Genomic DNA, 24,119 nt, shown 5'->3' with positions numbered 1-24,119 from the left:
CCTTTTTCGTTCGGGACATGCCGACTTCACACCAGCGGCAGGTGGATGTCGGTCAGAAGCTCTGCGGGCGTCACTTCGCGCGGGTTGTTGAGATACTCCTCGAACATGAGGGCATCGCGCAGCTGACGGCCCGATTTCGGCAGCCATTCGGCATAGAGCCACTTGTAGGCCTTGTGCATCTCGGCATAGGGGCCCTTGTGGCGCAGAACGGCATACTCACCGCCCGAAATCGCGCGACGCTCAAGCGGTGCGGCCGCGGGTGCCGAGGCATCGGCATTGACGCAGGCAATGGAGCGCAGCCTTTCTTCGGCGACAAGATCGGGATCGTCCAAATAGACGCCGATCATGCGCATGTCCGGTCGCGCCTGGCCGCGGGCGTAGAGCGTACCGAACAGCTGCTCGAAAGCCCTGTCGATCTGCATGTAGGAGCCTTGATGGGCGACGCCGACGAGGCTGGTGTCTGGGATGGTGCGGACCTGAACGTCGAACATGTGGGAAGCCTTTCCTCTGTTGGTTTCGAAGAGCTTGTGGCTTCCCTCCCTCCGGTAGCGCGCCGGCGGCATGCCGTAGACCGCCTTGAAGATGCGGTTGAACGACTGGACATTGGGATAGCCAGACCGCTTTGCAATTTCACCGACACTTAGATCCGTTCCCACGATGTCTCCGGCTGCGCGATGCAGCCTTAGGCGCTTGACCGTTGTGGCCGCCGTTTCGCCGTATATGGCGCGGTAGATCCTGTGCCAGTGATAGCTCGACAGGCAGGCGATGTCGGCCAGACGGTCCATATCCAGCTCCTCGTCGAGGTGCTCGTGGATATGGGCAGAAACCCGTCTCAGGCGGGCTTCATAGACTGCCCATGCCGTTTCGCCGTTCATGCCAAGCCTCATGCAAATCGATCGACCGGACACAACCATAGGCCGATTTGACAAATCCTGCTGACTTCAAGCCGAGGGTCCAGCACGCATGCCGCAAGCGCAAGCGCTGGCGATCAGGCTGGCTGACAGCGCCTGGACGCGATACACATTTCGGGACGGCAAGAGACTGCGTTCAGGGGAACAGCCCTATGCTCCATCACGTCGAAATCTATGTCTCCAACCTTGAGAAATCCCATGCCTTCTGGGCGTCCCTGCTCGGGCAGATCGGCTATCGGCAAGACGGTCGGTGGGACAGTGGCTTCACCCTCGCGCATGAGGACGATGCCTATCTCACCTTCGTGCAGGTGGCGGAGAAACACGCGCAGCGGCCCTATCATCGATCGGGCGTCGGACTGAACCATTTGGCATTTCGTGTGAAGGACCGTGAGACGGTCGACAGGCTGAGGCAGCACTGCCACGACAACGGCGCCTCCTGCCTCTATGACGAGCGCTATCCTTTCGCCAATGGCGGCAGCGACTATTACGCGCTGTTCGTCGAGGACCCGGACCGGATCAAGGTCGAGTTCGTCGCGACCTTTGAAGACTGATCCCAGGGCGCGACCGGTGGCCTGAACATCGACCAAATGAAAAGGGCGGGAACCGAAGCTCCCGCCCTTCAATTCTCGAAGCCGACCTAGGATCAGCCGGCCATCGCCTGAGCGACGGCCTCGACGGCCTCATCGGCCTTGGTGGCGTCGGGACCACCGGCCTGGGCCATGTCGGGGCGGCCGCCGCCACCCTTGCCACCCAGCGCGGCGGAAGCGACGCGTACCAGGTCGACGGCGCTGAAGCGGCCGACCAGGTCTGCGGTGACGGCAACGACAGCGCTTGCCTTGCCGTCGTCGGAAACGCCGACCAGCGTCACCACGCCCGAACCCAGGCCAGTCTTGCCTTCATCGGCCATGCCCTTGAGGTCCTTGGGGTCGACGCCCGAGACCACCCTGCCGAGGTACTTGACGCCTGCGATCTCGCGCACGGCATCTGCCGAGCCGCCCTGCCCGCCGCCCATGGCGAGCTTCTTGCGGGCATCGGTGAGATCCCGCTCGAGCTTCTTGCGCTCATCGAGCAGCGCCTCGACGCGCGCGAGGACATCGCCCGGTGCCACCTTGAGGGTCGAGGCGACCGACTTGAGCCGGCGGTCCTGTTCGTCGAGGTGACGGCGGGCGGCATCGCCCGTCAGCGCCTCAATGCGGCGCACGCCGGCCGCGACCGCGCCATCGGAAACGATGCGGATCAGGCCGATGTCGCCTGTCGAGCGGGCATGAGTACCGCCGCAGAGCTCAACCGAATAGGGCCGGTTGGCCTTGACGCCGTGCAGACCGGTGCCCATGGAGACAACACGAACCTCGTCGCCATACTTCTCGCCGAACAGCGCCATGGCGCCCTCGGCAATGGCATCGTCGACGCTCATCAGGCGCGTGGTGACAGGGCTGTTCTGGACGACGATCTCGTTCGACATGCGCTCGACCTCCTCCAACTCCTCGGCGGAAATCGGCTTGTTGTGCGAGATGTCGAAGCGCAACCGCTCCGGGGCCACCAGCGAGCCCTTCTGCGCGACATGCGTGCCGAGCACCTCGCGCAGCGCCTCGTGGATGAGGTGGGTGGCCGAATGGTTGGCGCGCAGCTTCGAGCGCCTGTTGTGGTCGACCTTCAGCTCCACGGCCGCACCGGTCTTGAGCTTGCCCTTGGTGACCTTGCCATAGTGAACGAACAGGCCGTCGGCCTTCTTCTGCGTGTCGGTGACCTCGATGACGAAACCTTCGCCCGAGATCGTGCCCGTGTCGCCCATCTGGCCACCGGACTCGCCATAGAACGGCGTCTGGTTGACGACGATGGCAACTTCTTCGCCCTCATTCGCAGCGTCGACGACCGCACCGTCCTTGATCAGGGTCAGGACTACGCCCTCAGCCTGCTCCGTCTCATAACCCAGGAAGTCGGTTGCGCCCGCCTTCTCGCGGACGGCGAACCACACGGCCTCGGTCGCGGCTTCGCCGGAACCCGCCCAATTGGCGCGCGCCTCGGCCTTCTGCCGCTCCATCGCATCGGTGAAGCCGGCGAGATCGACCGAAATGCTACGCTGGCGGAGCGCGTCCTGTGTCAGGTCGAGCGGGAAGCCGTAGGTGTCGTAGAGCTTGAAGGCCGTCTCGCCGTCGAGCATGTCCCCGGCACCCAGCGTCTCGGTGGCGTCGGCCAGCAGGCCAAGGCCGCGGGCGAGCGTCTTGCGGAAGCGGGTCTCTTCGAGCTTGAGCGTTTCGGTGATGAGTGCCTCGCCGCGGCCGAGTTCCGGGTAGGCCTGCGCCATCTCGCGGACCAGCGCCGGCACCAGCTTCCACATCAGCGGTTCGCTGGCACCCAACAGCTGCGCGTGGCGCATGGCGCGGCGCATGATACGGCGCAGCACATAACCACGGCCTTCATTCGACGGCAGCACGCCATCGGCAACCAGGAAGCAAGACGAACGCAGATGATCGGCGATGACGCGGTAGGAGGCCACATTGCTCTCATCCGGGCCGCGGCCGATGGCCGACGACGCGGCGTCGATGAGGTGACGGAACAGGTCGGTCTCGAAGACGGTCTCGACGCCCTGCAGGATCGAGGCCATGCGCTCGAGGCCCATGCCGGTGTCGATGGAGGGGCGCGGCAGGTCGATGCGCTCTTCCTTCGTCACCTGCTCGTACTGCATGAAGACGAGGTTCCAGAATTCGAGGAAGCGATCGCCGTCCTCCTCCGGGCTGCCGGGAGGGCCACCCCAGATGTGGTCGCCGCGGTCGATGAAGATTTCCGAGCACGGGCCGCAGGGACCGGTGTCGCCCATCGCCCAGAAATTGTCCGAGGTGGGGATACGAATGATGCGGTCGTCAGAGAAGCCGGCGATCTTCTTCCAGTATTCAGCAGCTTCGTCGTCGGTGTGATAGACGGTGACGAGCAGCTTGTCCTTCTTGAGCCCGTACTCCTTGGTGATCAGATTCCAGGCGAGCTCGATCGCCTGTTCCTTGAAATAGTCGCCAAAGGAAAAGTTGCCGAGCATCTCGAAGAAGGTGAGATGGCGGGCGGTGTAACCGACATTGTCGAGATCGTTGTGCTTGCCGCCGGCACGCACGCTCTTCTGGGCGGTCGTGGCGCGCGAATAGGGGCGCGACTCCAGGCCGGTGAAGACGTTCTTGAACTGCACCATGCCGGCGTTGGTGAACATCAGGGTCGGGTCGTTGCGCGGCACGAGCGGGCTGGAGGCCACCACCTCGTGCCCATTCTTCTTGAAGTAGTCGAGGAATGTCGACCGGATCTCGTTCACGCCACTCATGTTGTCGCCTTTGGTCGCCGAGCAGAACAGATGTCCGCCTTTTGCCGGCGGGATTTCGAACTGGCCTTTTAGCTGCCCACCTTGACCCTGTCCAGAAACCCCGCCGCCGCAAAGGCGCTGATATCCGCCAAGATTACAGGCCAAAGCGGCCGTCGCAGCCACAAACGAAAACCGCCGGCGCTAAGGCCGGCGGTTTCGAACAAGAGCTGAACGTTTAGCTGCGCCGAGCGACAGAACCGCCAACCGGACACAGGGCCAAATCACATGGCGCTGGCTTCATCCTCGCCATCATCCTCACGCGAGCCGTTCTCAAGGAACTTTTCGGCGATCAGCCCGGCATTCTGCCTGAGTACCGTCTCGATCTCGCGCGCAGCTTCGGGATTGTTGCGCAGGAACAGCTTGGCGTTCTCGCGCCCCTGGCCCAGACGCTGGGAATTGTAGGAGAACCAGGCACCTGACTTCTCGACCACACCAGCCTTCACGCCGAGGTCGACGAGCTCGCCGGTCTTGGAGACGCCTTCGCCATACATGATGTCGAACTCGACCTGCTTGAAGGGTGGGGCCAGCTTGTTCTTGACCACCTTGACGCGGGTCTGGTTGCCGACGACCTCGTCGCGGTCCTTGACCGAGCCGATGCGGCGAATGTCCAGGCGGACCGAGGCGTAGAACTTGAGCGCGTTGCCGCCCGTCGTCGTCTCAGGCGAACCATACATGACGCCGATCTTCATGCGGATCTGGTTGATGAAGATGACCATGGTGTTGGAACGCGAGATCGAGGCGGTCAGCTTGCGCAGCGCCTGGCTCATCAGGCGGGCCTGGAGGCCCGGCAGCGACTCACCCATCTCGCCTTCGATTTCAGCGCGCGGGGTAAGTGCGGCGACGGAGTCGACGACCAGCACGTCGATGGCGCCCGAGCGCACCAGCGTGTCGCAGATTTCGAGTGCCTGTTCGCCGGTGTCGGGCTGCGAGATCAGCAGGTTTTCGAGATCGACCCCAAGCTTGCGGGCATAGACTGGATCGAGCGCATGTTCGGCGTCGACGAAGGCGCAGATGCCACCCTTCTTCTGGGCCTCGGCGATCGTGTGCAAGGCAAGCGTCGTCTTACCCGAGCTTTCCGGCCCATAGATCTCGATGATACGTCCGCGCGGCAGGCCGCCGACGCCAAGCGCGATGTCGAGGCCGAGCGAGCCGGTGGAGACCGTGCCGATCTCGACAACCTGCTCATTGGCACCCAGGCGCATGATCGAGCCCTTGCCGAAGGCGCGTTCGATCTGCGACAGCGCCGCGTCCAGAGCCTTAGATTTGTCCACCGAATTATCCTCTACGAGCCGCAATGAATTCTGAGCCATGATACATCATCCCGTGGTCGTCAATGAAGGCCGGCAGATCCGGTACCGATATAAATTTGTATCTGTTTTGTTCTTATTTGGCAAGAGCACCCAACCGATTGAAACAAAACGCAATTCAGCCTGGTGTTCTTTTTTCGTTTCACACACATGCGTGATCCGATGTCGCATGCGAGCGAAGCGACAAACTCCAGCAAATGGCCGCGAAGGCGATTCGCCGTGGTTGCTGCCAACCTCCCGGCGCACTAAGTTCGCCGCTTCGAAATCCGGCCGGACATATCATTGATGACATCACCCAGGATCCTCGCCATCGGCGGCGCGCATGTCGACCGCAGGGGACGCATGACGGCGCCCTTCGTGCCGGGCGCCTCGATCCCCGGCGCGATGAGCGAAGAGGTCGGCGGCGGCGCCTTCAACGCGCTGCGCGGTGCAGTTCGTCGGGGCGCGCGCGGTGCGCTGATGTCAGTGCGCGGCGGCGACGCTGCAGGCGAAGCAGTGGCCTCCGAGATCGCAGCGAACGGCATCGAGGACCTGTCGGTTGTGTTCCTGGACAGGGCGACGCCGAGCTACACGGCGCTGCTCGACCGCGACGGCGACGTGGTGGCGGCATTGGCTGACATGGGGCTCTATGAACTCGCCTTCGCCAAGCAGATGCGGCGCGCCAAGGCACGCGAGGCGATAACAGCGGCAGACGCAGTTCTGTGCGACGCCAACCTGCCCGAAGCGGCACTGACCAAGCTTGGAGAGATTGCCGACAGGCCGCTGTTTGCGATTGCCATTTCGCCGGCCAAGGCGGTGCGGTTGGTGCCGATCCTCGGCAAGCTCTCCTGCCTCTACATGAACCGGCGCGAGGCGGGGGTGCTGGCAGGCACCACCACCGATTCCTCGCCGGCCGAATTCATGCGTGGACTGCGGGCCGCCGGGCTCAAGCGCGGCGTCGTCACGGCCGGTGGCAGCGGAGTCTTCGCCTATGACACGTCAGGGTTGATCGAGGTTGCGCCCCCCGCCCCGCGCCGGATCGTCGACGTGACAGGTGCGGGCGACGCGCTGGCAGGCGCCACGACCGCAGCGCTGATGCGCGGGCTTACGCTGGAGCGCGCGCTGCGCGAAGGCATTGCAGCCGCCGTGCTCGCCATCGAGACCGCTTCCGCTGTACCGGAACTCGACCAACAGGCCTTCGCAGAGATGCTGGCCCTTGTGCCGCAAGCCAAGGAAATGGCATGAGGCCGCCCATGGAGATCAAGATGACACCCGAAACCGCCCGCCCCTTCATCGACGTCCACGCGCCTGTTGCCGCTGCCCTTGCCGCCGGCAAGCCCGTGGTCGCGCTCGAGAGCACCATCATCACCCACGGCATGCCCTATCCCGACAACTCGGCGATGGCGGCGAATGTCGAGAAGATCATCTCGGACGAAGGCGCGGTTCCCGCGACGATCGCCGTCATCAACGGCCGCATCAAGATCGGCCTGTCGGACGGCGAGCGCGAATCGCTTGCCATGACCGGCGGCGCGATGAAACTGTCGCGCGCCGACATCGCCTATGCGGTCGCCGAAGGTCGCACCGGCGGAACCACGGTGGCAGCGACGATGATCGCGGCCCATCTCACCGGCATCAAGGTGTTCGCGACAGGCGGCATCGGCGGCGTGCACAAGGGCGCAGAGAAGAGCTTCGACATCTCGGCCGACCTGGACGAGCTGGCGCGCACGCCCGTGATTGTGGTGTCTGCCGGCGCCAAGGCCATCCTCGACATCGAAAAGACGCTCGAAGTGCTGGAAACACGCGGCGTGCCTGTTGTCGCCTACGGCTCCGACATCGTGCCGGCATTCTGGTCGCGCAAGTCGCCTTTTGCCGCGCCGCTGCGCCTCGATGCGCCCGAGAAGATCGCACGCCTGCATGCGACACGCGCAGCACTGGGCCTCGACGGCGGCCTGCTGGTGGCGAACCCCGTGCCCGAGAGCGACGAGATCCCGACCGAAAAGATGGCCGGCTACATCGAGGCTGCACAGAAGGCAGCTGAGGCCCAGAACATCTCGGGCAAGGCTGTTACGCCGTTCCTGCTCGCCAAGATTCTGGAACTGACCAACGGCGCCAGCCTCAAAACCAACATCGCGCTGGTGGAAAACAACGCACGCCTGGCAGCGAAGATCGCCCGGGCGCTCTGAGGCGCCTGCTATTTCCGGACGCGCAGCGCGGCTTCATATGCCTTGCGCGTCCACACGGCGAGTTCGTCCGGATCATCGACCGCGCTTTCAGGGATGGTCCAATAGGGCATGTTGACCGGCCGGCCGCCGGCATCGCTCCAGCGTGTCGCGCCGGCTGCCTCGAAATCGGGCGCGCTCACCGCATCAGCCTTGAGCAAGATTTCACCGCGCACTTCAACGGCAACGATCTGGCCGTCGTGATAGATGCCCTTGCCGCCAAACATCTTTCGGATGGTGACGTCGCCAAGGCCCGAGAAGGTTTCGCGGATGGCTTCATCGCTCATCGGCCGATGCCTCGTAGTGGATCAGGCCTGCGCGCGCGCCTCGGCGAGCGCCTTGAGGTCGGCGGGCTTCAACTCGACGGATTCGCCGCAGCCGCAGGCCGAGCTCTGGTTCGGGTTGTTGAAGGTGAAGCCGGTACGCAGGGTCGTGGTCTCGAAATCCATCTGGGTGCCGAACAGGAACAATGCCGCTTCCGGCGCGACATAAACATGGGCGCCGTCGCGCTCGATGTGGTCGTCCTTGGGGTTCGGCTCGGTCACCAGATCGACCGTGTATTCCATGCCGGCGCAGCCGCCCTTCTTGATGCCGAGGCGAATGCCCTGGGCATTTTCACGGGTGGCCATGATCTCGCGCACGCGCTCGGCGGCCCGGTCGGTCATTGAGATGACGGCGAAGCGTCCCATTTCAGTCTCCATTCGTCGCCGGGTTAAAGGCCCGGGGAATGTTCCATTACAGAGCTAAGATGGTGAAGATTGCATGTGCATGCAAGCACCACCGTCGATGGCTCAATACCACCCCACCGCGACCTGTGCCTCTTCCGACATGCGGTCAGGCGTCCATGGCGGGTCGAAGGTCATGTTGACTTCGACACCCGACACGCCTTCGACGGTGCCGACGGCGTTCTGCACCCAGCCGGGCATCTCGCCGGCGACCGGGCACCCGGGGGCGGTCAGCGTCATGTCGATCTTGACGGTGCGATCGTCCTCGATGTCGATCTTGTAGACGAGGCCGAGTTCGTAGATGTCGGCGGGGATTTCCGGGTCATAGACCGTCTTCAGCGCCGAGATGATATCGTCGGTCAAGCGCGCCAGTTCGTCGGCCGGGATTGTCGAGGCCGACATGACACCGTTGCCGCCGGTTTCGGGCACGGTCTCTTCAGTGGTCGCGGCGATAACGTCTTCCATGGTGCTCACCCGAAGAATTTGCGCGCTTTTTCAAGCGCCTCGACCAGGACATCGACTTCGGCCCTGGTGTTGTACATGCCAAAGGACGCCCTGCATGTGGAGGTGACGCCGAAGCGTTTCAACAGCGGCTGGGCGCAGTGGGTGCCGGCGCGCACGGCGACACCCTGGCGGTCGATGACCATCGACACGTCATGGGCGTGGATGCCCTGCAGCTCGAACGAGACGATGGCGCCCTTGCCGGGCGCGTCGCCGAAGATGCGCAGCGAATTGATGGAGCGCAGCCGCTCATGGGCGTAGTCGCGCAGCATCGCCTCATGCGCTGCGATGCGCTCGCGGCCGATGCCGTCGATGTAGTCGAGTGCTGCGCCCAGGCCAATCGCCTGGACGATCGGCGGCGTGCCGGCCTCGAAGCGGTGCGGCGGCTCGTTGTAGGTGACGATGTCCTCGGTCACCTCGACGATCATCTCGCCGCCGCCATGGAACGGGCGCATACGCTCGAGCAGCTCGCGCTTGCCGTAGAGCACGCCGATGCCTGACGGACCGTAGAGCTTGTGCCCGGTCATGACGAAGAAGTCGCAGTCGAGGTTCTGCACATCGATAGGCATGTGGACAGCACTCTGGCTGCCGTCGACCAGAACGGGAATGCCGCGCGCATGTGCTATGCGGCAGATTTCCTTGATCGGGGTCACCGTGCCCAGCGCGTTCGACATATGCGTGATCGCGACCAGCTTTGTCCGGTCGGTCAGGCGCTTCTCGAATTCCTCGACATGGAAGGCGCCGAGGTCATCGACCGGCACCCAGACAAGCTTGGCGCCCTGGCGTTCCCTGATGAAATGCCACGGCACGATGTTGGAGTGGTGCTCCATGATCGACAGAACGATCTCGTCGCCCTCGCCGATGTTCGGCATGCCATAGCCATAGGCGACGGTGTTGATCGCCGAGGTGGCGTTGGAGGTGAAAACGATCTGGTCGACGTTGGGCGCATTGAGGAAGCGGCGCACGCTCTCGCGCGCCTTCTCATAGGCGTCGGTCGCGGCATTGGAGAGGTAATGCAGGCCGCGGTGGACGTTGGCGTATTCATTCGAATAGGCATTGGCGATGGTGTCGATAACAACCTGTGGCTTCTGGGCCGAGGCGCCATTGTCGAGATAGACCAGCGGCTTGCCGTAGACCTCGCGCGACAGGATCGGGAAGTCGCGGCGGATCGCCTCGACATCGTAGGTGCTGGCTTCGACTTTCTTGTCCATCGCGTCTTCTCTAAGCCACGTTTCTTCCAACACCCCTCATCCGTCTCAGCGCTTCGCGCCAATCGACTTTCTCCTGCAAGGGAGAAGGTCAGGCGCATTTCCCTCTCCCCTTGTCGGAGAAGGTGGCCGAGCGGAGCGAGGCCGGTTGAGGGTACGCCCAAGCGCAGCCCTCAGCCGTTACCCGTGCGTCGCAAACCAGTTGCTCAGCAGCTCTTCCAGCGGATCGACGACGCTTTCGTCCTCGAGCTCCTCGATGACCTCGGCCAGGAAGGCGCGGATCAGAAGGCCACGGGCCGACTTCTCGTCGATGCCGCGCGCCATCAGGTAGAACAGATGATTGTGGTCGATCTCGGTGACGGTGGCGCCATGGCCGCAGGCGACGTCGTCGGCGAAGATCTCCAGCTCCGGCTTGGTCGAGAACTCGCCGTCGTCGGACAGCAACAGCGTGTTGCAGGCCATGCGGGCGTCGGTCTTCTGGGCGACCTGGTGCACGTTGATGCGGCCCTGGAACACGCCTTTGGCGCGGCCAGTGACCACGTTGCGAACCACCTCGGTCGAGGAGGTGTGCGGCACGGCATGGTCGAGCACCATGGTGACGTCGACATGGCTGTCGCCGGCGAGCAAGTTGACGCCGCGCAGCTTGAAATCGGCGCCTTCGCCTGCCGCCTTGACGATGACTTCCTGGCGGACGAGCTTGCCGCCGGCATTCATCACGAACAGCGTCAACTTGGCGTTCTTGCCGAGCTCGGCCTTGAACTGGGCGAGATGGGTCGCCGTCTCCGGCTGGTCCTGGACGATCAGCCACAACACCTCGGCGTCGTCGCCGAGCAGGAGCTGGCTGACGGAGCTGACAAGGCCAGCGCCCTCGCCCGTCTGGCGTTCGACGATCGTCGCCTTGGCACCGGCACCGACACGCACCGGCAAGCGCACATGGCTCTGGCCGCCGGCCTGGAGGTTCTGCAGCTCGATGGGCTTGTCCAGCTGGCTACCGGCCTCGATGTCGACGAAGTAGCCGTCGGCGACGAAAGCGGTGTTGATGGCGCCGATGGTATCGTCGTTTCCATAGGTGACGAGCGCCGGGGCATAGCTGCCGTCGGTGAGCTTGTCGGCAAGACGCTGGAAGGTCACCCCGTCGATGCCGGAAACAGGCTGCGACACGCCATTGGCGAGCGACAGCACGGTCGAGCCTTCGAGCAGCGGCGCGACCGACTTGGCCTTGGCGCTGGCGTCGAAGTCGGGAACGCTTGCCAGCAGGCGGCGCAGGTCGGTGTAGTGCCAGGCCTCGACGCGACGCGTCGGCAGACCGTTCTTGACCTGCTCGATGGCGTCGTCGCGCTTGACCATGACGGCGCCGTCGCCGGGCAGCAGCGACAGCCGCTCGCCGAAGGCGTCGACCAACGCCGCCTCCGCGGGGGTACGCTGGATTTCAGCACGCATGTTCATGGTCGACACCTCAAGCCGCCTCTTCGATGATCCCGGCGTAGCCGTTCTCTTCGAGTTCGAGCGCCAGCGACTTGTCGCCCGACTTGATGACCTGGCCCTTGTAGAGGACATGGACGGTGTCGGGAACGATGTGGTCGAGCAGGCGCTGGTAGTGGGTGATGACGACGACCGCGCGGTCGGGTGAGCGCAGCGCGTTGACGCCGTCGGAGACGATCTTGAGCGCGTCGATATCGAGGCCGGAATCGGTTTCGTCGAGCACGCAGAGCTGCGGTTCGAGCAGCTTCATCTGCAGGATTTCGGCGCGCTTCTTCTCGCCGCCGGAGAAGCCGACATTGACCGGGCGCTTGAGCATGTTGATGTCCATGTCGAGCGAGGCGGCAGCTTCCTTCACGCGTTTGAGGAAGTCAGGAATCTTCAGCGGGTCTTCACCGCGCGCCTTGCGCTGCGAGTTCATCGCGACCTTGAGGAATTCCATGGTGGCAACACCCGGTATCTCCATCGGATACTGGAAGGCCAGGAAGATGCCCTTGGCGGCGCGCTCGGCAGGATCCATCTCCAGGATCGATTCGCCGTTGTAGAGGATCTCGCCTTCGGTCACTTCATAATCGTCGCGGCCGGCGAGGATGTAGGAAAGCGTCGACTTGCCCGAGCCGTTGGGGCCCATGATGGCTGCGACTTCGCCTGCCTTAACCGTCAGGTTCAGGCCACGGATGATTTCGATGCCGCTGTCGGCGATACGGGCATGCAGGTTCTTGATCTCAAGCATCTTTTTTCTTCCTGAATATCGTGTCGCCGGTCAGCCGACCGAGCCTTCGAGGCTGATGCCGATGAGCTTCTGGGCCTCGACGGCGAACTCCATCGGCAATTCCTGGATGACTTCCTTGACGAAGCCGTTGACGATCAGCGCGATGGCTTCCTCTTCGGGAATGCCGCGCTGCATGACGTAGAACTTCTGATCGTCGGAAATCTTCGACGTGGTCGCCTCGTGCTCGAACTGCGCGGACGAATTCTTCGCCTCGATGTAGGGCACGGTGTGCGCGCCGCACTGGTTGCCGATCAGCAGGCTGTCGCACTGGGTGAAGTTGCGTGCGTTGGTTGCCTTGCGGTGGGCCGAGACCTGGCCGCGATAGGTGTTCTGCGAGAAGCCGGCGGCGATGCCCTTGGAAATGATGCGGCTCGACGTGTTCTTGCCGAGATGGATCATCTTGGTGCCCGAGTCGACCTGCTGGTAGCCGTTCGAAACGGCGATCGAATAGAACTCGCCTCTGGAGTCATCGCCGCGCAGGATGCAGGACGGGTACTTCCAGGTGATGGCCGAACCGGTTTCAACCTGGGTCCACGAGATCTTCGAACGATCGCCGCGGCAATCGCCGCGCTTGGTGACGAAGTTGTAGATGCCGCCCTTGCCCTGGGCATCGCCAGGATACCAGTTCTGGACGGTCGAATACTTGATCTCGGCGTCGTCAAGCGCGACCAGCTCAACGACTGCGGCGTGAAGCTGGTTCTCGTCCCGCTGCGGGGCGGTGCAGCCTTCGAGATAAGAGACGTAGGCCCCCTCCTCGGCGATGATCAGCGTGCGCTCGAACTGGCCCGTGTTCTTCTCGTTGATACGGAAGTAGGTCGACAGTTCCATCGGGCAACGCACGCCCTTGGGCACGAACACGAAGGAGCCATCGGTAAAGACGGCCGAATTCAGTGTGGCGTAGTAGTTGTCTGAGGTTGGCACGACCGAGCCGAGATACTTCTTCACCAGCTCCGGGTGCTCGCGGATGGCTTCCGAGATCGAGCAGAAGATGACGCCGGCCTTGGCCAGCTCGTCCTTGAAGGTGGTGACGACGGACACCGAATCGAACACGGCGTCGACGGCGACGCGGCCCGACTTGTAGACGTTGTCGTTAGCTTCCTCGAGGTCGGGATCGACCTCCTTCTGGACGCCGGCGAGGATTTCCTGCTCGCGCAGCGGGATGCCGAGCTTCTCATAGACCTTGAGAATCTCCGGATCGACCTCGTCGAGCGACTTCGGCCCCGACTGGTTCTTCGGCGCAGCGTAGTAGTGGATGTCCTGGAAGTCGATCTTGGGATAATCGACGCGCGCCCAGTTGGGCTCCTCGAGCGTCAGCCAGCGGCGGAACGCTTCAAGACGCCATTCGAGCATCCATTCCGGTTCGTTCTTCTTGTTCGAGATGAAACGAATGATGTCTTCGTTCAGGCCTTTGGGGGCCTTTTCGGTCTCGATCTCGGTCTCGAATCCGTATTTATACTGGTCCACATCGATCTTGCGGACCTGCTCGATCGTCTCCTGCACAGCAGGCATAAGCGTTCTCCATCCACGCCGGGGTCAAGGCCCGACAGTTTTCAAACTATGGCACCGCTAGCGCGGCGTAAGTTCCATATAGTGCATCCCGCCCCGGAATTCACCCGGAAGCCGCCTTCCGGCGACCGTGACACACCCATTCAACGGCCCTTGGGCCAATTCTGCCGCCTTCTTGCCGGCGCCTGACTTTTCCGAAAAGCGTCGACCGCTTTTCGGGATCATGCACTAGGCGGCTCGTGTCGCCCCGCCACGGCGCGCCAGCAGCTTGGCCAGCGCATCCGCAAACAGGGCGATATCCTCTTCGGTCGTCTGCCGCCCGATCGAGACGCGCAGTGCGCCCAGATTGTCGGCATACCCCATGGCCTTCAGCACATGGCTGGGACCGACCTTGCCCGACGAACAGGCGGAGCCTGCCGAGAGCGCGACGCCCGCGAGATCGAAGGCGATCTGCGCCGTCTCGGCCTTGACGCCCGGAATAGCGAAGAATGTCGTATTGGCAAGCCGTTCGACGGAATTTCCGTAGATTTCAGCATCGGGAGCAAAGCGCATGACGGTCTGTTCGATGCCGTCGCGCAAGCTGCGCACCCGCTCCATATCGGCGAAACCAGCCAGCGCGTCACGTGCCGCAGCACCAAATCCTGCAATGGCCTGAAGATTCTCTGTGCCGCCGCGGTGACCCTTCTCCTGGCCGCCGCCGGCAACCAAGGGCGCAGGCATCATCAGGTCGGCGGTGGCGACGATCGCGCCGGCGCCCTTGGGGCCGCCGATCTTGTGCGAGGAGAGAATCAGGTAGTCGGCGTAACCCTCTGACATGTCGAGAGGAATGCGGCCTGCAGCCTGGACCGCGTCGAGCACCAGAACACCGCCTGCAGCCTTCACCAGCTCCGAGATGGCGCGAACGGGCTGGATGACGCCGGTCTCGTTGTTTGCGGCATGGATCGCCACCAGCGGCAGGCCGTCCGACTTGTCGTGGGCAGCGAGTGCAGCTTCGAGTGCCGCGAGATCGACGATGCCGTTGCCGTCTACGCCGATCCGCGTCACGCGGTCGGCCGGGAAGCGGCCGCCATTGAGCACGCAAGGATGGTCGGCCTCGGAGACGAAGAGCCGGGACATGCGCACGACCCCACGGCCCATGCGCCAGTCGGGTGATAACAGTGTGGTGGCGGCCTCGGTCGCGCCCGAGGTGAAGACGACATGTTCCGGCTTGGCGCCGACGAGTTCGGCAACGGCGCGCCTGGCGTCCTCGATCAGCTTGCGCGCGGCACGGCCCTCGCCATGCACCGACGACGGATTGGCAGCAATGTCGAGCGCCGCAACCACGGCCTCACGCGCTGCGGGCAGCAGCGGCGCACTGGCATTGTGGTCGAGATAGGCGCGTCTTCCGGCCATTTTCCTGGTTTTTGCCCTGTCAAATCACGTTCGGGTGCAGCAACGCGCAATTTCCTTGAAATTCCAAGGCCAGCCGTCCTATCTACCCGCTTTGCCAACCGAGCGGTCACGCAGCCCAGTTTTGAACAGTTCTAAACTAGCTTCTATGTAGACGCGTTCCCCGCGTCAAGGCTGGGCTCAGGATTGTCTCGTCCGCGCCTGCATCAAGTGGAGTATAACATGCCAGAGGTCATTTTCGCCGGTCCGGCGGGTCGCCTGGAAGGTCGATATCAGCCGTCCAGCGAAAAGAACGCCCCCATCGCCATCGTGCTGCACCCGCACCCGCAGTTCGGCGGCACGATGAACAACAAGATCGTGTACGACCTCTTCTACATGTTCCAGAAGCGCAATTTCACCACGCTGCGTTTCAATTTCCGCGGCATTGGCCGCAGCCAGGGCGAATTCGACCACGGCACGGGCGAATTGTCCGACGCGGCGGCGGCACTCGATTGGGTGCAGTCGCTGCACCCAGACTCGAAAAGCTGCTGGGTCGCAGGCTATTCCTTCGGCGCCTGGATCGGCATGCAGCTTCTGATGCGGCGCCCGGAGATCGAAGGTTTCATCTCGGTCGCACCGCAGCCCAACACCTACGACTTCTCGTTCCTGGCACCTTGCCCCTCGTCGGGCCTGATCATCCATGGCGATGCAGACAAGGTGGCACCGCCGAAGGACGTGCAGGGCCTGGTCGACAAGCTGCACACGCAGAAGGGCATCACGATTACGCAGAAGACGCTGACAGGCGCCAACCACTTCTTCGGCAACGCGCCCGACCTGCTGATCGACGAATGCGCCGAATATCTCGACCGCCGCCTGGCCGGCGAGCTTTCCGACGCCCGGCCGAAGCGCCTGAAGTAAGCAAGTAGCAAGCAGCCATGTATCAGCCGCCCCATTTCAAGGAGACACGGCTGGACGTGCTGCATGCACTGATCAAGGCCCATCCGCTGGGCCTTCTGATCTGCAGCGGCACCGATGGCCCCGTGGCCAATCCGGTGCCGTTTCTGCTTGATGCAGAGCCTGCGCCCAACGGCCGGCTGCGCGCCCATCTCTCCCGCGCCAACCCGCAGTGGAAGCTGTTTGCCGACAACCCCGATGCGCTTGTCGTGTTCCAGGGGCTCGACAGCTATGTCACGCCGTCCTGGTACGAGACCAAGCGCGAGACTGGCAAGGTGGTGCCGACCTGGAATTATGCCATCGTGCAGGTGCGCGGTAAGGTCCGCGTGATGGACGATCAGCACTGGCTGACCGGCCAGATCGCCGAATTGACCGCCACCCATGAAGGCGGCCGCGCCGAGCCCTGGCAGGTGACTGACGCGCCCGATGCCTACATCGCCGCCCAGATGAAGGGCATCGTCGGCCTCGAAATCGACATCGTTGCAATCGAAGGCAAGTGGAAGGTCAGCCAGAACCGACCGGTCGCCGACAGGGTCGGCGTGGCAGAAGGGCTGGAGGCGGACAAGCCGACGCCCGACGCCGCCGAAATGGCCAAGCTGGTGCGCACATATGGCGGGATCGACGGCGAATAGCCTCGGTGGCCACGCCTGTAACGGTCGACTTTCCGATTCCTACGTTGTCTCAGCTAGTTGAGACCATACCTTGAGAAAATGAATCCGGGCCGCTCGCGCAGCCCGGACGACGCTTCATGGTGAGAGCCGGCCTTACTTGGCCTTCAGCAGGTCGCTCACCTCGAGCAGCACGAACTCGTTGTCGTCGGCCTTGTCGATGGCGCGGCCGGCCGAGAACGGCAGGTTGTTGTCGTTGCCGACGATGATGTGGCTGTCATCGACCAGATCGACATTCTCGATGGTGACGAAAGGCATGTCGTAGAAGCCCTCACCGCCGCCCTGGCGCTTCTTGTTGTCGGGGTCGGCGATCTTCATCAGATCGATGTAGCCGACCTTGCGCACGGCCTTGCCGACGTTCTCATCCGTCATCTCGATCTTGTAGATGCGCTTCAGCTTGGCCGGACGGGCAAAGCAGTCCGGCTTCGGCGCATTGGCGTCAGCGCAGGCCTTGTCGGCAGTGCCGGCACCATTATCGCGCTCGATGACAAGCGCTTCGGTGGCGCTGATCATATTGAAGTCGCCGATGGCCTCGCCGCCGTCGGCCAGCGGGTAGAGCCAACTGCGGCCGGTCCATTCCTTCTTGGCCGCGTCGAATTCGGCGATGCGCAGCGCTGTCTTGCCGTCGACCTTTTCGACTTCGCCATTGGCCATGTAGCGCGGGCCTTCGAGCAGGCCGTAGAGCTTCGCGCCGTCCTTGGACATGGCGAGGCCTTCATAGCCGCCCGAGCGCTTCAGATTGAAGACCGGATTCTTAGCGGCCGGGTTGCCCGGCAAGGTCAGCGTCGGATGGTCTGGCGAACGAACCGGCTCGCCTTCGATCACGGTGTCGAAGACATCGGTCAGTCGTCCCTCGACATCGAACTTCAGCAGATAGGGACCGAACTCCTCTCCGACCCAGAAGCCGTCAGCGACCGGCTGGATCGATTCGACGTCGAAGTCGGCGCCGGTGAGGAAGCGGTTATCAGAGCCTTCAAGGACGATCGGGAACGGTGCCTTGCGGTCGGGGTCGGTCAGGAACACGGTCTTCTTGCGCTCGACGGTGCCCTTGTCCCAGTCGAAAGCGATGTGATGCAGCATGAGAGCGGCGTCCGACGAGTTCAACTTCGAACCGAAGCCGTTGTCGGACAGCGACCAGAAGGTGCCGTCGCCCATCGACTTGATACCGGAGAAACCCTGAACGGGCTGGCCGTCGAAAGGCAGCGACAGCCCGGTCGGACGGACGCCATCCTTGCCCGGAACGGTGCCGAGACCCTCGGCGCGCTTGCGGTCGGCCGTGGTGAACTTGCCCGAGCTGCGCAGATGTTCCGGCGCGTTTTCGGGAGCCGGGATGATGGTGTTGGCCGGCAGGATCGCGTGGGCGGCAAGCTTTGCCGGAAACTCCTGGTCGTCGGCAAAGGCGGAAGCGGTGGAAAGCGCTAGGACGGCCGCAGCCAGATAGAGAGAGCGTCGCATGGTGGACCCCGGTTGGTTGAACTGACGCGCCTCTGCTAGGGGCGCGGCATGTCGACCGGGTGACGCGGTGATGAAACTTTGATGAAGTCTCCCAAGACGTTAGGGCTCAGCGCGCAAGCCGCCGCTGACCGGCTCGCTGGAGCTTGTGGTGGTCGGGAAAGTCAGCGGCAGGCCAAGGGCCGAGCGCGCGGCGAGATAAGCCCAGGCTTCGGCCTCGGTGGCCTCGCCGTTGAGGCCGGCATCTTCGGCAACGATGACCTTTGGGATTCTTGCGGCCGCCACCGCAGGCATCGGTCTGCCATCCTTGTGATTCCTGCGCTTCAGATGCTAAAGCGCTGGCGTCGCCGATCCAACGCCGGATCGATCGTACCCATCGTCCGCCGAGAGAAAGAGCCATGTCTGCCTTCAAGTCCGATTTCCTGCGCACCCTTTCCGAGCGCGGCTTCATCCACCAGACCTCGGATGACGCCGGCCTCGACGACCTGTTCCGCAAGGAGATCGTATCGGCCTATATCGGCTTCGATCCGACGGCGCCGAGCCTGCATGCCGGCGGCCTGATCCAGATCATGATGCTGTACTGGATGCAGAAGACCGGCCATCGCCCAGTCGCCCTGATGGGCGGCGGCACCGGCATGGTCGGCGACCCGTCCTTCAAGGACGAGGCGCGCAAGCTGATGACGCCGGAGACGATCCAGTCGAACATCGACAGCATCAAGCAGGTGTTTTCCAACTACCTGACCTTCGGCGACGGGCCGCGCGATGCGCTAATGCCGAACAACGCCGAGTGGCTGATGCCGCTCAACTATCTCGAATTCCTACGCGACGTCGGCCAGCATTTCTCCGTCAACCGCATGCTGAGCTTCGATTCCGTCAAGCAGCGCCTCGATCGCGAGCAGTCGCTGTCGTTCCTGGAATTCAACTACATGATCCTCCAGGCCTACGATTTCGTTGAACTGAACAAGCGCCACGGCCTGCGCCTGCAGATGGGCGGCTCGGACCAGTGGGGCAACATCGTCAACGGCATCGATCTCGGCCATCGCCTCGGCACGCCGCAGCTCTATGCGCTGACCTCGCCGCTTTTGACGACGTCGTCGGGCGCCAAGATGGGCAAGTCGATGAACGGCGCTGTGTGGCTGAACGCCGACATGCTCAGCGCCTACGACTTCTGGCAATACTGGCGCAACACCGAGGATGCCGACGTCGAGCGCTTCCTCAAGCTCTACACGGTGCTGCCGCTGGATGAGATTGCACGGCTCGCGGCCCTCGGCGGCTCCGAGATCAACGACGCCAAGAAGGTTCTGGCAACGGAAGTGACGGCGATGCTGCACGGCCGCGACAACGCCGAACAGGCTGCCGAAACGGCGCGCAAGACCTTCGAGGAAGGGGCGCTGGCCGACACGCTGCCGACCGTCGAGGTAGCGGGCGACGAGCTCAAGGCCGGCATTGGCCTGTTGGCGCTTGTCGTACGGGCCGGGCTTGCCACTTCCAACGGCGAAGCCCGCCGACACGTCCAGGGCGGCGCGGTCAGGCTCAACGACCAGCCGGTCAGCGACGAGCGCCGCGCAGTGACGTCAGCCGACCTCACGCCCGAGGGCGTCGTCAAGCTGTCGCTCGGCAAGAAGAAACACATTCTGGTGCGCCCGGCCTAAGGGACAGCAATCTCGCAGATACAGAAATGGCCGGCATCGCCGGCCATTTTCGTATCTGGAGGTGAGTGGCGATCCTGCAGCTCTCAATACTCGAAGATGGTCCGGAAGATGCCGGGAGCGATCACCGACAATGGATTGATGTGCAGCTTGGGCGCGTTGGCGTCGCCGGAGAGCTTGTAGGTCACCCCGATCAGGCCGCGATCGCGGCCGTTGCCCAGGATCACGCCGACCAGCGGCAATTCGCCGAAGATGCGGTTGAGGCCGTAGGCCGGCATGAAGGTGCCGGTCATGTTCATCTGGCCTTGCGGATCGTAGAGCGTGCCCTGAAAAGTCGTGCCGATCAGCGGGCCACGCAGCACGCCGTTTTCCAGCGCCAGATATTTCTCCCGCTTGTCGATCTGGGCAAAGCCGCGCTCGAACTTGACGCGCGAGACGTCGATGTCCTTGCGCACCGCCTGGTTGAGGCTGCGATCGTCGCCTGAGGGCTTGCTGGAAACGATGGAAGCCAGCCGGGGCTCGTCGACCACCCAGAAGTCGCGGACGTCAACCTGACCCTTGAGCGGCCCGCCGCCGGCCGCTTCCAGCGCCAGCGCCAGGCTGCCGCCCTGCATGCGCGCGTAGACGTCGAGGAAGCGCAGGATGGCACCGGCGTCCGCCGAACGCACGTCGAGCCGGCGGCCGTCGCCCTTGGCGACATTGCCAACGGATATCTGGCCGCCGGAGCTTGCGGTCGCATTGACCTGGAGGCCGTCGACCTTCGAGCCCGAGCCCGAATAATCGAGCGAAACGTTGGTCAGTTTCTCGTTGTTGAAGCCGATCAAGGTTCCCACGGAGGCGGTCACGGAGACGGAATTGGAGCCGGCCGACTTAGTGGCGCTGTCGGTATCGGCCATGAACTGCTTGATGAGCGCACGGGCATCGAGCGTGTTGCCCTTGACCTGCACCGCATAACCCTTGCCGGCTCGCTTGACGTTGACCGCGACATCATCGTCGCGGTTGAGCTGCACCTGATCGAACCGGGCCGACGACAGGGCGCCGTTGGTAAGCGTCACGTCGCCCCTGAGGCCGAAGGATTTGCCCTCGAGCCGGAAGTCGGTCAGCGTCGAGCGCTCGCCGTCGGTGTTCATCCTGAAGGACACCTTGGCGGGAATGCCGGGGCCCTTGCTCCAGCCGACCCAGGGAAAGTCGAGCCGGGCGGCCGTGAGATCGGCGACGATGTCGCGCTTGCCCTCTTCCAACTGGTCGACATCGACCTTGATGGTGCCGGACAGCAAGTCGGACAGGCCCGGAATGAGCGTGTTGCGCGCCTTGTCGTCGAGCACGAACTGGACGTTGCGCTCCTTGGCTACGGTGTCGTCGCGCAGCGGCTCGACAAGGTCGAGCTCGGCGGGCACGCCGTTGAGCTTGCCGTTGGCGGAAATGACCGCCTTTTCGGGCGTAACCGTGATCGTGCCCTTGGCGTCCGACAGCTTCTGGCCGTCGAAGGGCTTTGCGACCGCCAGGCCCTCATAGTTCAGCGCTACGGTCCAGCCGAGCTTGTCGCTGTCGATGCCCTTGGTCAGCGGAATGTCAGCCTTGACGTTGCCGGTGACGTCGCCCGCCAGTTCCTCCGGTAGGATGCCGACATGGCGCATGGCGTTGATCGGCTCGTAGGAGGCGAGCTCGGCAATGGCGTCGGCGCTGCCGGCGACATCGATGTCGAGCGCGCCGATGACCGGCATGATATTGGCCTTGGTAACCTTGAGCTTGCCATTGCTGGCGGCAACCGTGCGGCCGCTGGGCATGAAGACCGTGCCCGCCGACAGCGATACGTCGACGTCGTTGGCGTGGAACTCGACAATGCCCTTCGCATCGCGGATGGGCGGAATGCGACCGGCAACGTCGAAGCGCGAACCGTCGATCTCGAAGCGGCCGAAGATTTCCTGCGAGTTGAGCGGCACACCATTGCCCAGCCGATCCGGCGGAACGTTGAACTGGATGTTGCCGTCGACCACTCGGCCGCCGAACAGGTTCTGCAGAACCCAGATGCGCGCATTGTAGGCCGAAAACCAGGGCCAGAGCTGCTTGACGTGCGCGACCTCCATGTCGTGGACGTTGAAGGCGACGAAGATGCCAGGCGCCTTGTCCTGGACAAACTGGACCGAAGCCTTGCCCAGTGCCTCGCCGCCTGGGCCTGACTTGATGCCTATCTGTTCGGCGGTCAGCGTATTGGTGACGATATCATAGCTACCGGCGACGCGGGCGATGAAGCTCAGCACCGGCTCGGGCGACTCGGTCGGCCCCAGACGCGACTCCCGGCTCATCAGCTCGAAGCGATAGGCCGGATTGTCTCCGGCAACGCCAGTCGGCGGGCGTGGCCCGACAGCACCGCTGAAATCGAAGCTCGAGCGGCCTGTGGTCACCTGCAGTTGGCGGATGTCGAGCTTGTCCTGGCCGTCGGCCAACCTGACGTCGAGAGACACGTCGCCGACCAGTTGTCCCCGCGGCCCGAGGTCGAGAGTCGACTTGCTGATGGCACCCTGTGCGATCAGCTCGGAACCGTCGCCGCCGGGGCCTTCGTGTCCGGTGATGATGAGGTCGGCCGAACCGATGCGGCTCGCCTTGCTGGGCGGCAGGTCGGACTGGCCCGCATGCGGGTCGTCCATGGAAACCGTCGCATCGAGCGTGGCGATGCGGCTTGCTGTTTCGTCGCGCGTCGCCGAAGCCGCCAGCTCCACTTCACGTCCGTCGACATCGAAACTGGCGTCGATGAGCAACTCGCCAGCGAGCGTCTTCGAGACAGCCGCGTGCACCACCCTGACGACCTTGACCTCGCCGCCCGCCGGCAACACAAAATCGACATTGCTCCAGGCGATCTGCCGCATGCCGTCGAAGCGGAGTGCATCGAACCCGCGATGCACGCCGCGGAATGTCTCGCGCAGCAGCTTCTGCGGGTCGAACAGGCCGTTCTGGTTGCGCAGGACCTCGCTCCAGTCGCCGCCACCGGTCTCGGGCATGGCGTCGACGACAAAGCGGGCGTCGGAGATCTTGGCATCGCCAAGCGTGACATCGCCCGACAGCAGCGGCAGGAGCCTGATACCGAAACGCATGAGCCCGGCTTCGACCATGGGAGTGCCGTCGCTGCGCGTCAGCTTGACGTCGGGCACCTCGACGGCGACCAGGCGGAGACCATCGAGCGCAAGCCGTGCCTGCCCCATGGAGACCACCACGTCGACGCCGGCCATCTGTTCGATGGCGCGCTCCGCCTCGCGGCGCAGCCGGTCCTGGCCGATGCCGGAATAGCTCACGGCCTCGATGGCGATGATCGCGAGCAAAACCAGCGAGCCCAGCACGGCAACGGCCGCCAGCAGGCAATGGCCGGCGCGACGCCAGCCCGAGTTGCGCGGATGCTGCAACTCCTGGCCGGCAGCCGAAGGCAACGCGCCGAGATCGGTGATCTCGTCGCGCCTGAACCGGATTTTCTCGTGCCGAGGCACTTCCTGAGCCACGCTTTGTCCCGTACTCGTTGTGGTCGTGGACGAATCCAAGTCCGGCATTAATAACCTGACATCGTTGCGCGCTCACGCGTAACTTCAAACAAGGGGTTCGATGTGTCTGAACTCGTCATTGGCCAGGCCGCACCGCAATTCGAACTGCCGCGCGACGGCGGCGGCATCCTGACCCTTTCCGACTTCGCCGGCAAACCTGTGGTCCTCTATTTCTATCCGAAGGACGATACGCCCGCCTGCACGCAGGAAGCGATCGACTTCAGCCGCCTCAAGCCCGAATTCGAGAAGGCAGGGGCGATCGTGGTCGGCATGTCGCCCGACAGCACCAAGAAACACGACAAATTCAAGGCCAAACACCAAATCGGCATCGATCTCGTAGCCGACGAACAGCTAAATACGCTCTCGGCCTATGGCGTGTGGACCGAAAAGAGCATGTACGGCCGCAAATATATGGGCGTCGAACGCACCACCTTCCTGATCGGTAAGGACGGCAAGATAGCCAGAATCTGGAATAAGGTGAAAGTGGCGGGGCACGCCGAAGAGGTGCTGGCGGCGGTGCGCGCGCTCTAGGCCGGGCAGCCCCCTTC

Annotated in this window: 19 protein-coding genes and 2 pseudogenes; 7 read left to right on the top strand and 14 right to left on the bottom strand. The window is 63.5% G+C overall.

The genetic code is table 11. From position 1 onward, the window contains the following. Positions 1-26: 26 nt before the first annotated feature. Positions 27-875, bottom strand: coding sequence for an AraC family transcriptional regulator (locus B015_RS0109525; RefSeq protein ID WP_026227075.1), 849 nt, complete (start codon positions 873-875; stop codon positions 27-29). A gap of 188 nt (positions 876-1,063) precedes the next feature. On the opposite strand from B015_RS0109525, the gene B015_RS0109520 reads away from it, so the two are divergent. Then, complete coding sequence (locus B015_RS0109520; RefSeq protein ID WP_018427459.1) at positions 1,064-1,462, top strand: VOC family protein; 399 nt, start codon at positions 1,064-1,066, stop codon at positions 1,460-1,462. A 92-nt stretch (positions 1,463-1,554) separates the two neighbouring features. Here B015_RS0109520 and alaS read toward each other — a convergent pair whose 3' ends face one another. Both alaS and recA read right to left on the bottom strand, forming a co-directional pair. Then, positions 1,555-4,215, bottom strand: coding sequence for an alanine--tRNA ligase (gene alaS, locus B015_RS0109515; RefSeq protein WP_018427458.1), 2,661 nt, complete (start codon positions 4,213-4,215; stop codon positions 1,555-1,557). Between the two features lie 260 nt (positions 4,216-4,475). Next, complete coding sequence (gene recA / locus B015_RS0109505; RefSeq protein ID WP_026227074.1) at positions 4,476-5,564, bottom strand: recombinase RecA; 1,089 nt, start codon at positions 5,562-5,564, stop codon at positions 4,476-4,478. A gap of 279 nt (positions 5,565-5,843) precedes the next feature. Between recA and B015_RS0109500 the strand changes: the two genes are divergently transcribed. Beyond that, positions 5,844-6,785 carry a carbohydrate kinase family protein gene (locus B015_RS0109500; protein WP_026227073.1) on the top strand — a complete coding sequence of 314 codons (942 nt, stop codon included), beginning with the start codon at positions 5,844-5,846 and terminating at the stop codon, positions 6,783-6,785. A gap of 20 nt (positions 6,786-6,805) precedes the next feature. Beyond that, positions 6,806-7,723 (top strand): pseudouridine-5'-phosphate glycosidase, encoded by a 918-nt coding sequence (locus tag B015_RS0109495; RefSeq protein WP_026227072.1) that lies wholly within the window; start codon positions 6,806-6,808, stop codon positions 7,721-7,723. 29 nt (positions 7,724-7,752) lie between these two features. Here the strand turns inward: B015_RS0109495 and B015_RS0109490 are convergent. The 8 genes and pseudogenes from B015_RS0109490 to B015_RS0109455 all read right to left on the bottom strand — a co-directional run. Continuing rightward, positions 7,753-8,046 (bottom strand): annotated as a pseudogene (locus tag B015_RS0109490) (TfoX/Sxy family protein); the annotation flags it as partial. A 21-nt stretch (positions 8,047-8,067) separates the two neighbouring features. Continuing rightward, a complete protein-coding gene (gene sufA / locus B015_RS0109485; RefSeq protein WP_026227071.1) occupies positions 8,068-8,448 on the bottom strand; it encodes a Fe-S cluster assembly scaffold SufA in 381 nt (126 codons plus the stop codon). Positions 8,449-8,550: 102 nt separating this feature from the next. Then, positions 8,551-8,949, bottom strand: coding sequence for an SUF system Fe-S cluster assembly protein (locus B015_RS0109480; protein WP_018427451.1), 399 nt, complete (start codon positions 8,947-8,949; stop codon positions 8,551-8,553). Between the two features lie 5 nt (positions 8,950-8,954). Then, positions 8,955-10,196, bottom strand: a complete 1,242-nt coding sequence (locus tag B015_RS0109475; protein ID WP_018427450.1) for a cysteine desulfurase — start codon at positions 10,194-10,196, stop codon at positions 8,955-8,957. Positions 10,197-10,373: 177 nt separating this feature from the next. Further along, positions 10,374-11,639 carry a Fe-S cluster assembly protein SufD gene (gene sufD, locus B015_RS0109470; RefSeq protein WP_026227070.1) on the bottom strand — a complete coding sequence of 422 codons (1,266 nt, stop codon included), beginning with the start codon at positions 11,637-11,639 and terminating at the stop codon, positions 10,374-10,376. 10 nt (positions 11,640-11,649) lie between these two features. Next, positions 11,650-12,405: a Fe-S cluster assembly ATPase SufC gene (gene sufC / locus B015_RS0109465; protein WP_018427448.1), complete on the bottom strand. Its 756-nt coding sequence runs from the start codon at positions 12,403-12,405 to the stop codon at positions 11,650-11,652. A gap of 30 nt (positions 12,406-12,435) precedes the next feature. Continuing rightward, positions 12,436-13,953, bottom strand: a complete 1,518-nt coding sequence (sufB, locus tag B015_RS0109460) for a Fe-S cluster assembly protein SufB (protein ID WP_018427447.1) — start codon at positions 13,951-13,953, stop codon at positions 12,436-12,438. A gap of 225 nt (positions 13,954-14,178) precedes the next feature. Beyond that, positions 14,179-15,342 (bottom strand): cysteine desulfurase family protein, encoded by a 1,164-nt coding sequence (locus B015_RS0109455; RefSeq protein ID WP_018427446.1) that lies wholly within the window; start codon positions 15,340-15,342, stop codon positions 14,179-14,181. A 198-nt stretch (positions 15,343-15,540) separates the two neighbouring features. On the opposite strand from B015_RS0109455, the gene B015_RS0109450 reads away from it, so the two are divergent. Together B015_RS0109450 and B015_RS0109445 are read left to right on the top strand one after the other, a co-directional pair. Next, positions 15,541-16,236, top strand: a complete 696-nt coding sequence (locus tag B015_RS0109450) for an alpha/beta hydrolase (protein ID WP_323848087.1) — start codon at positions 15,541-15,543, stop codon at positions 16,234-16,236. A 17-nt stretch (positions 16,237-16,253) separates the two neighbouring features. Continuing rightward, positions 16,254-16,904, top strand: a complete 651-nt coding sequence (locus B015_RS0109445; RefSeq protein ID WP_018427444.1) for an FMN-binding negative transcriptional regulator — start codon at positions 16,254-16,256, stop codon at positions 16,902-16,904. Positions 16,905-17,036: 132 nt separating this feature from the next. On the opposite strand, the gene B015_RS0109440 is transcribed toward B015_RS0109445, so the two are convergent. Both B015_RS0109440 and B015_RS0109435 read right to left on the bottom strand, forming a co-directional pair. Then, positions 17,037-18,395 (bottom strand): esterase-like activity of phytase family protein, encoded by a 1,359-nt coding sequence (locus tag B015_RS0109440; RefSeq protein WP_018427443.1) that lies wholly within the window; start codon positions 18,393-18,395, stop codon positions 17,037-17,039. Between the two features lie 99 nt (positions 18,396-18,494). Next, positions 18,495-18,680, bottom strand: a pseudogene (locus tag B015_RS0109435) (anhydro-N-acetylmuramic acid kinase); the annotation flags it as partial. Between the two features lie 110 nt (positions 18,681-18,790). Between B015_RS0109435 and tyrS the strand changes: the two are divergent. Further along, positions 18,791-20,044: a tyrosine--tRNA ligase gene (tyrS, locus tag B015_RS0109430; protein ID WP_018427441.1), complete on the top strand. Its 1,254-nt coding sequence runs from the start codon at positions 18,791-18,793 to the stop codon at positions 20,042-20,044. 83 nt (positions 20,045-20,127) lie between these two features. Here the strand turns inward: tyrS and B015_RS0109425 are convergent, their stop codons facing one another. Then, the gene (locus B015_RS0109425) at positions 20,128-23,532 is read right to left on the bottom strand and encodes a DUF3971 domain-containing protein (RefSeq protein ID WP_018427440.1); all 3,405 of its coding nucleotides are present in this window, start codon (positions 23,530-23,532) and stop codon (positions 20,128-20,130) included. Between the two features lie 102 nt (positions 23,533-23,634). Between B015_RS0109425 and B015_RS0109420 the strand changes: the two genes are divergently transcribed. Continuing rightward, on the top strand, positions 23,635-24,102 hold the full coding sequence (locus tag B015_RS0109420) for a peroxiredoxin (RefSeq protein WP_018427439.1): 468 nt from the start codon (positions 23,635-23,637) through the stop codon (positions 24,100-24,102). The last annotated feature ends 17 nt before the right edge of the window (positions 24,103-24,119 follow it).

This window comes from Hoeflea sp. 108 (assembly GCF_000372965.1).
GTDB lineage: Bacteria > Pseudomonadota > Alphaproteobacteria > Rhizobiales > Rhizobiaceae > Aminobacter.
The sequence above is the reverse complement of the archived record's forward strand: the minus strand, read 5'-3'. Positions and strand labels throughout refer to the sequence as shown.

Excerpts from the sequence above, each read along its gene's own strand:
- B015_RS0109525 (WP_026227075.1), bottom strand. The coding sequence starts at position 875 with ATGAACGGCGAAACGGCATGGGCAGTCTATGAAGCCCGCCTGAGACGG.
- sufD (WP_026227070.1), bottom strand. The coding sequence starts at position 11,639 with ATGAACATGCGTGCTGAAATCCAGCGTACCCCCGCGGAGGCGGCGTTG.
- sufC (WP_018427448.1), bottom strand. The coding sequence starts at position 12,405 with ATGCTTGAGATCAAGAACCTGCATGCCCGTATCGCCGACAGCGGCATC.
- B015_RS0109520 (WP_018427459.1), top strand. The coding sequence starts at position 1,064 with ATGCTCCATCACGTCGAAATCTATGTCTCCAACCTTGAGAAATCCCAT.
- sufB (WP_018427447.1), bottom strand. The coding sequence starts at position 13,953 with ATGCCTGCTGTGCAGGAGACGATCGAGCAGGTCCGCAAGATCGATGTG.
- B015_RS0109475 (WP_018427450.1), bottom strand. The coding sequence starts at position 10,196 with ATGGACAAGAAAGTCGAAGCCAGCACCTACGATGTCGAGGCGATCCGC.
- sufA (WP_026227071.1), bottom strand. The coding sequence starts at position 8,448 with ATGGGACGCTTCGCCGTCATCTCAATGACCGACCGGGCCGCCGAGCGC.
- B015_RS0109455 (WP_018427446.1), bottom strand. The coding sequence starts at position 15,342 with ATGGCCGGAAGACGCGCCTATCTCGACCACAATGCCAGTGCGCCGCTG.
- B015_RS0109480 (WP_018427451.1), bottom strand. The coding sequence starts at position 8,949 with ATGGAAGACGTTATCGCCGCGACCACTGAAGAGACCGTGCCCGAAACC.
- recA (WP_026227074.1), bottom strand. The coding sequence starts at position 5,564 with ATGGCTCAGAATTCATTGCGGCTCGTAGAGGATAATTCGGTGGACAAA.
- B015_RS0109445 (WP_018427444.1), top strand. The coding sequence starts at position 16,254 with ATGTATCAGCCGCCCCATTTCAAGGAGACACGGCTGGACGTGCTGCAT.
- alaS (WP_018427458.1), bottom strand. The coding sequence starts at position 4,215 with ATGAGTGGCGTGAACGAGATCCGGTCGACATTCCTCGACTACTTCAAG.
- tyrS (WP_018427441.1), top strand. The coding sequence starts at position 18,791 with ATGTCTGCCTTCAAGTCCGATTTCCTGCGCACCCTTTCCGAGCGCGGC.
- B015_RS0109440 (WP_018427443.1), bottom strand. The coding sequence starts at position 18,395 with ATGCGACGCTCTCTCTATCTGGCTGCGGCCGTCCTAGCGCTTTCCACC.
- B015_RS0109495 (WP_026227072.1), top strand. The coding sequence starts at position 6,806 with ATGACACCCGAAACCGCCCGCCCCTTCATCGACGTCCACGCGCCTGTT.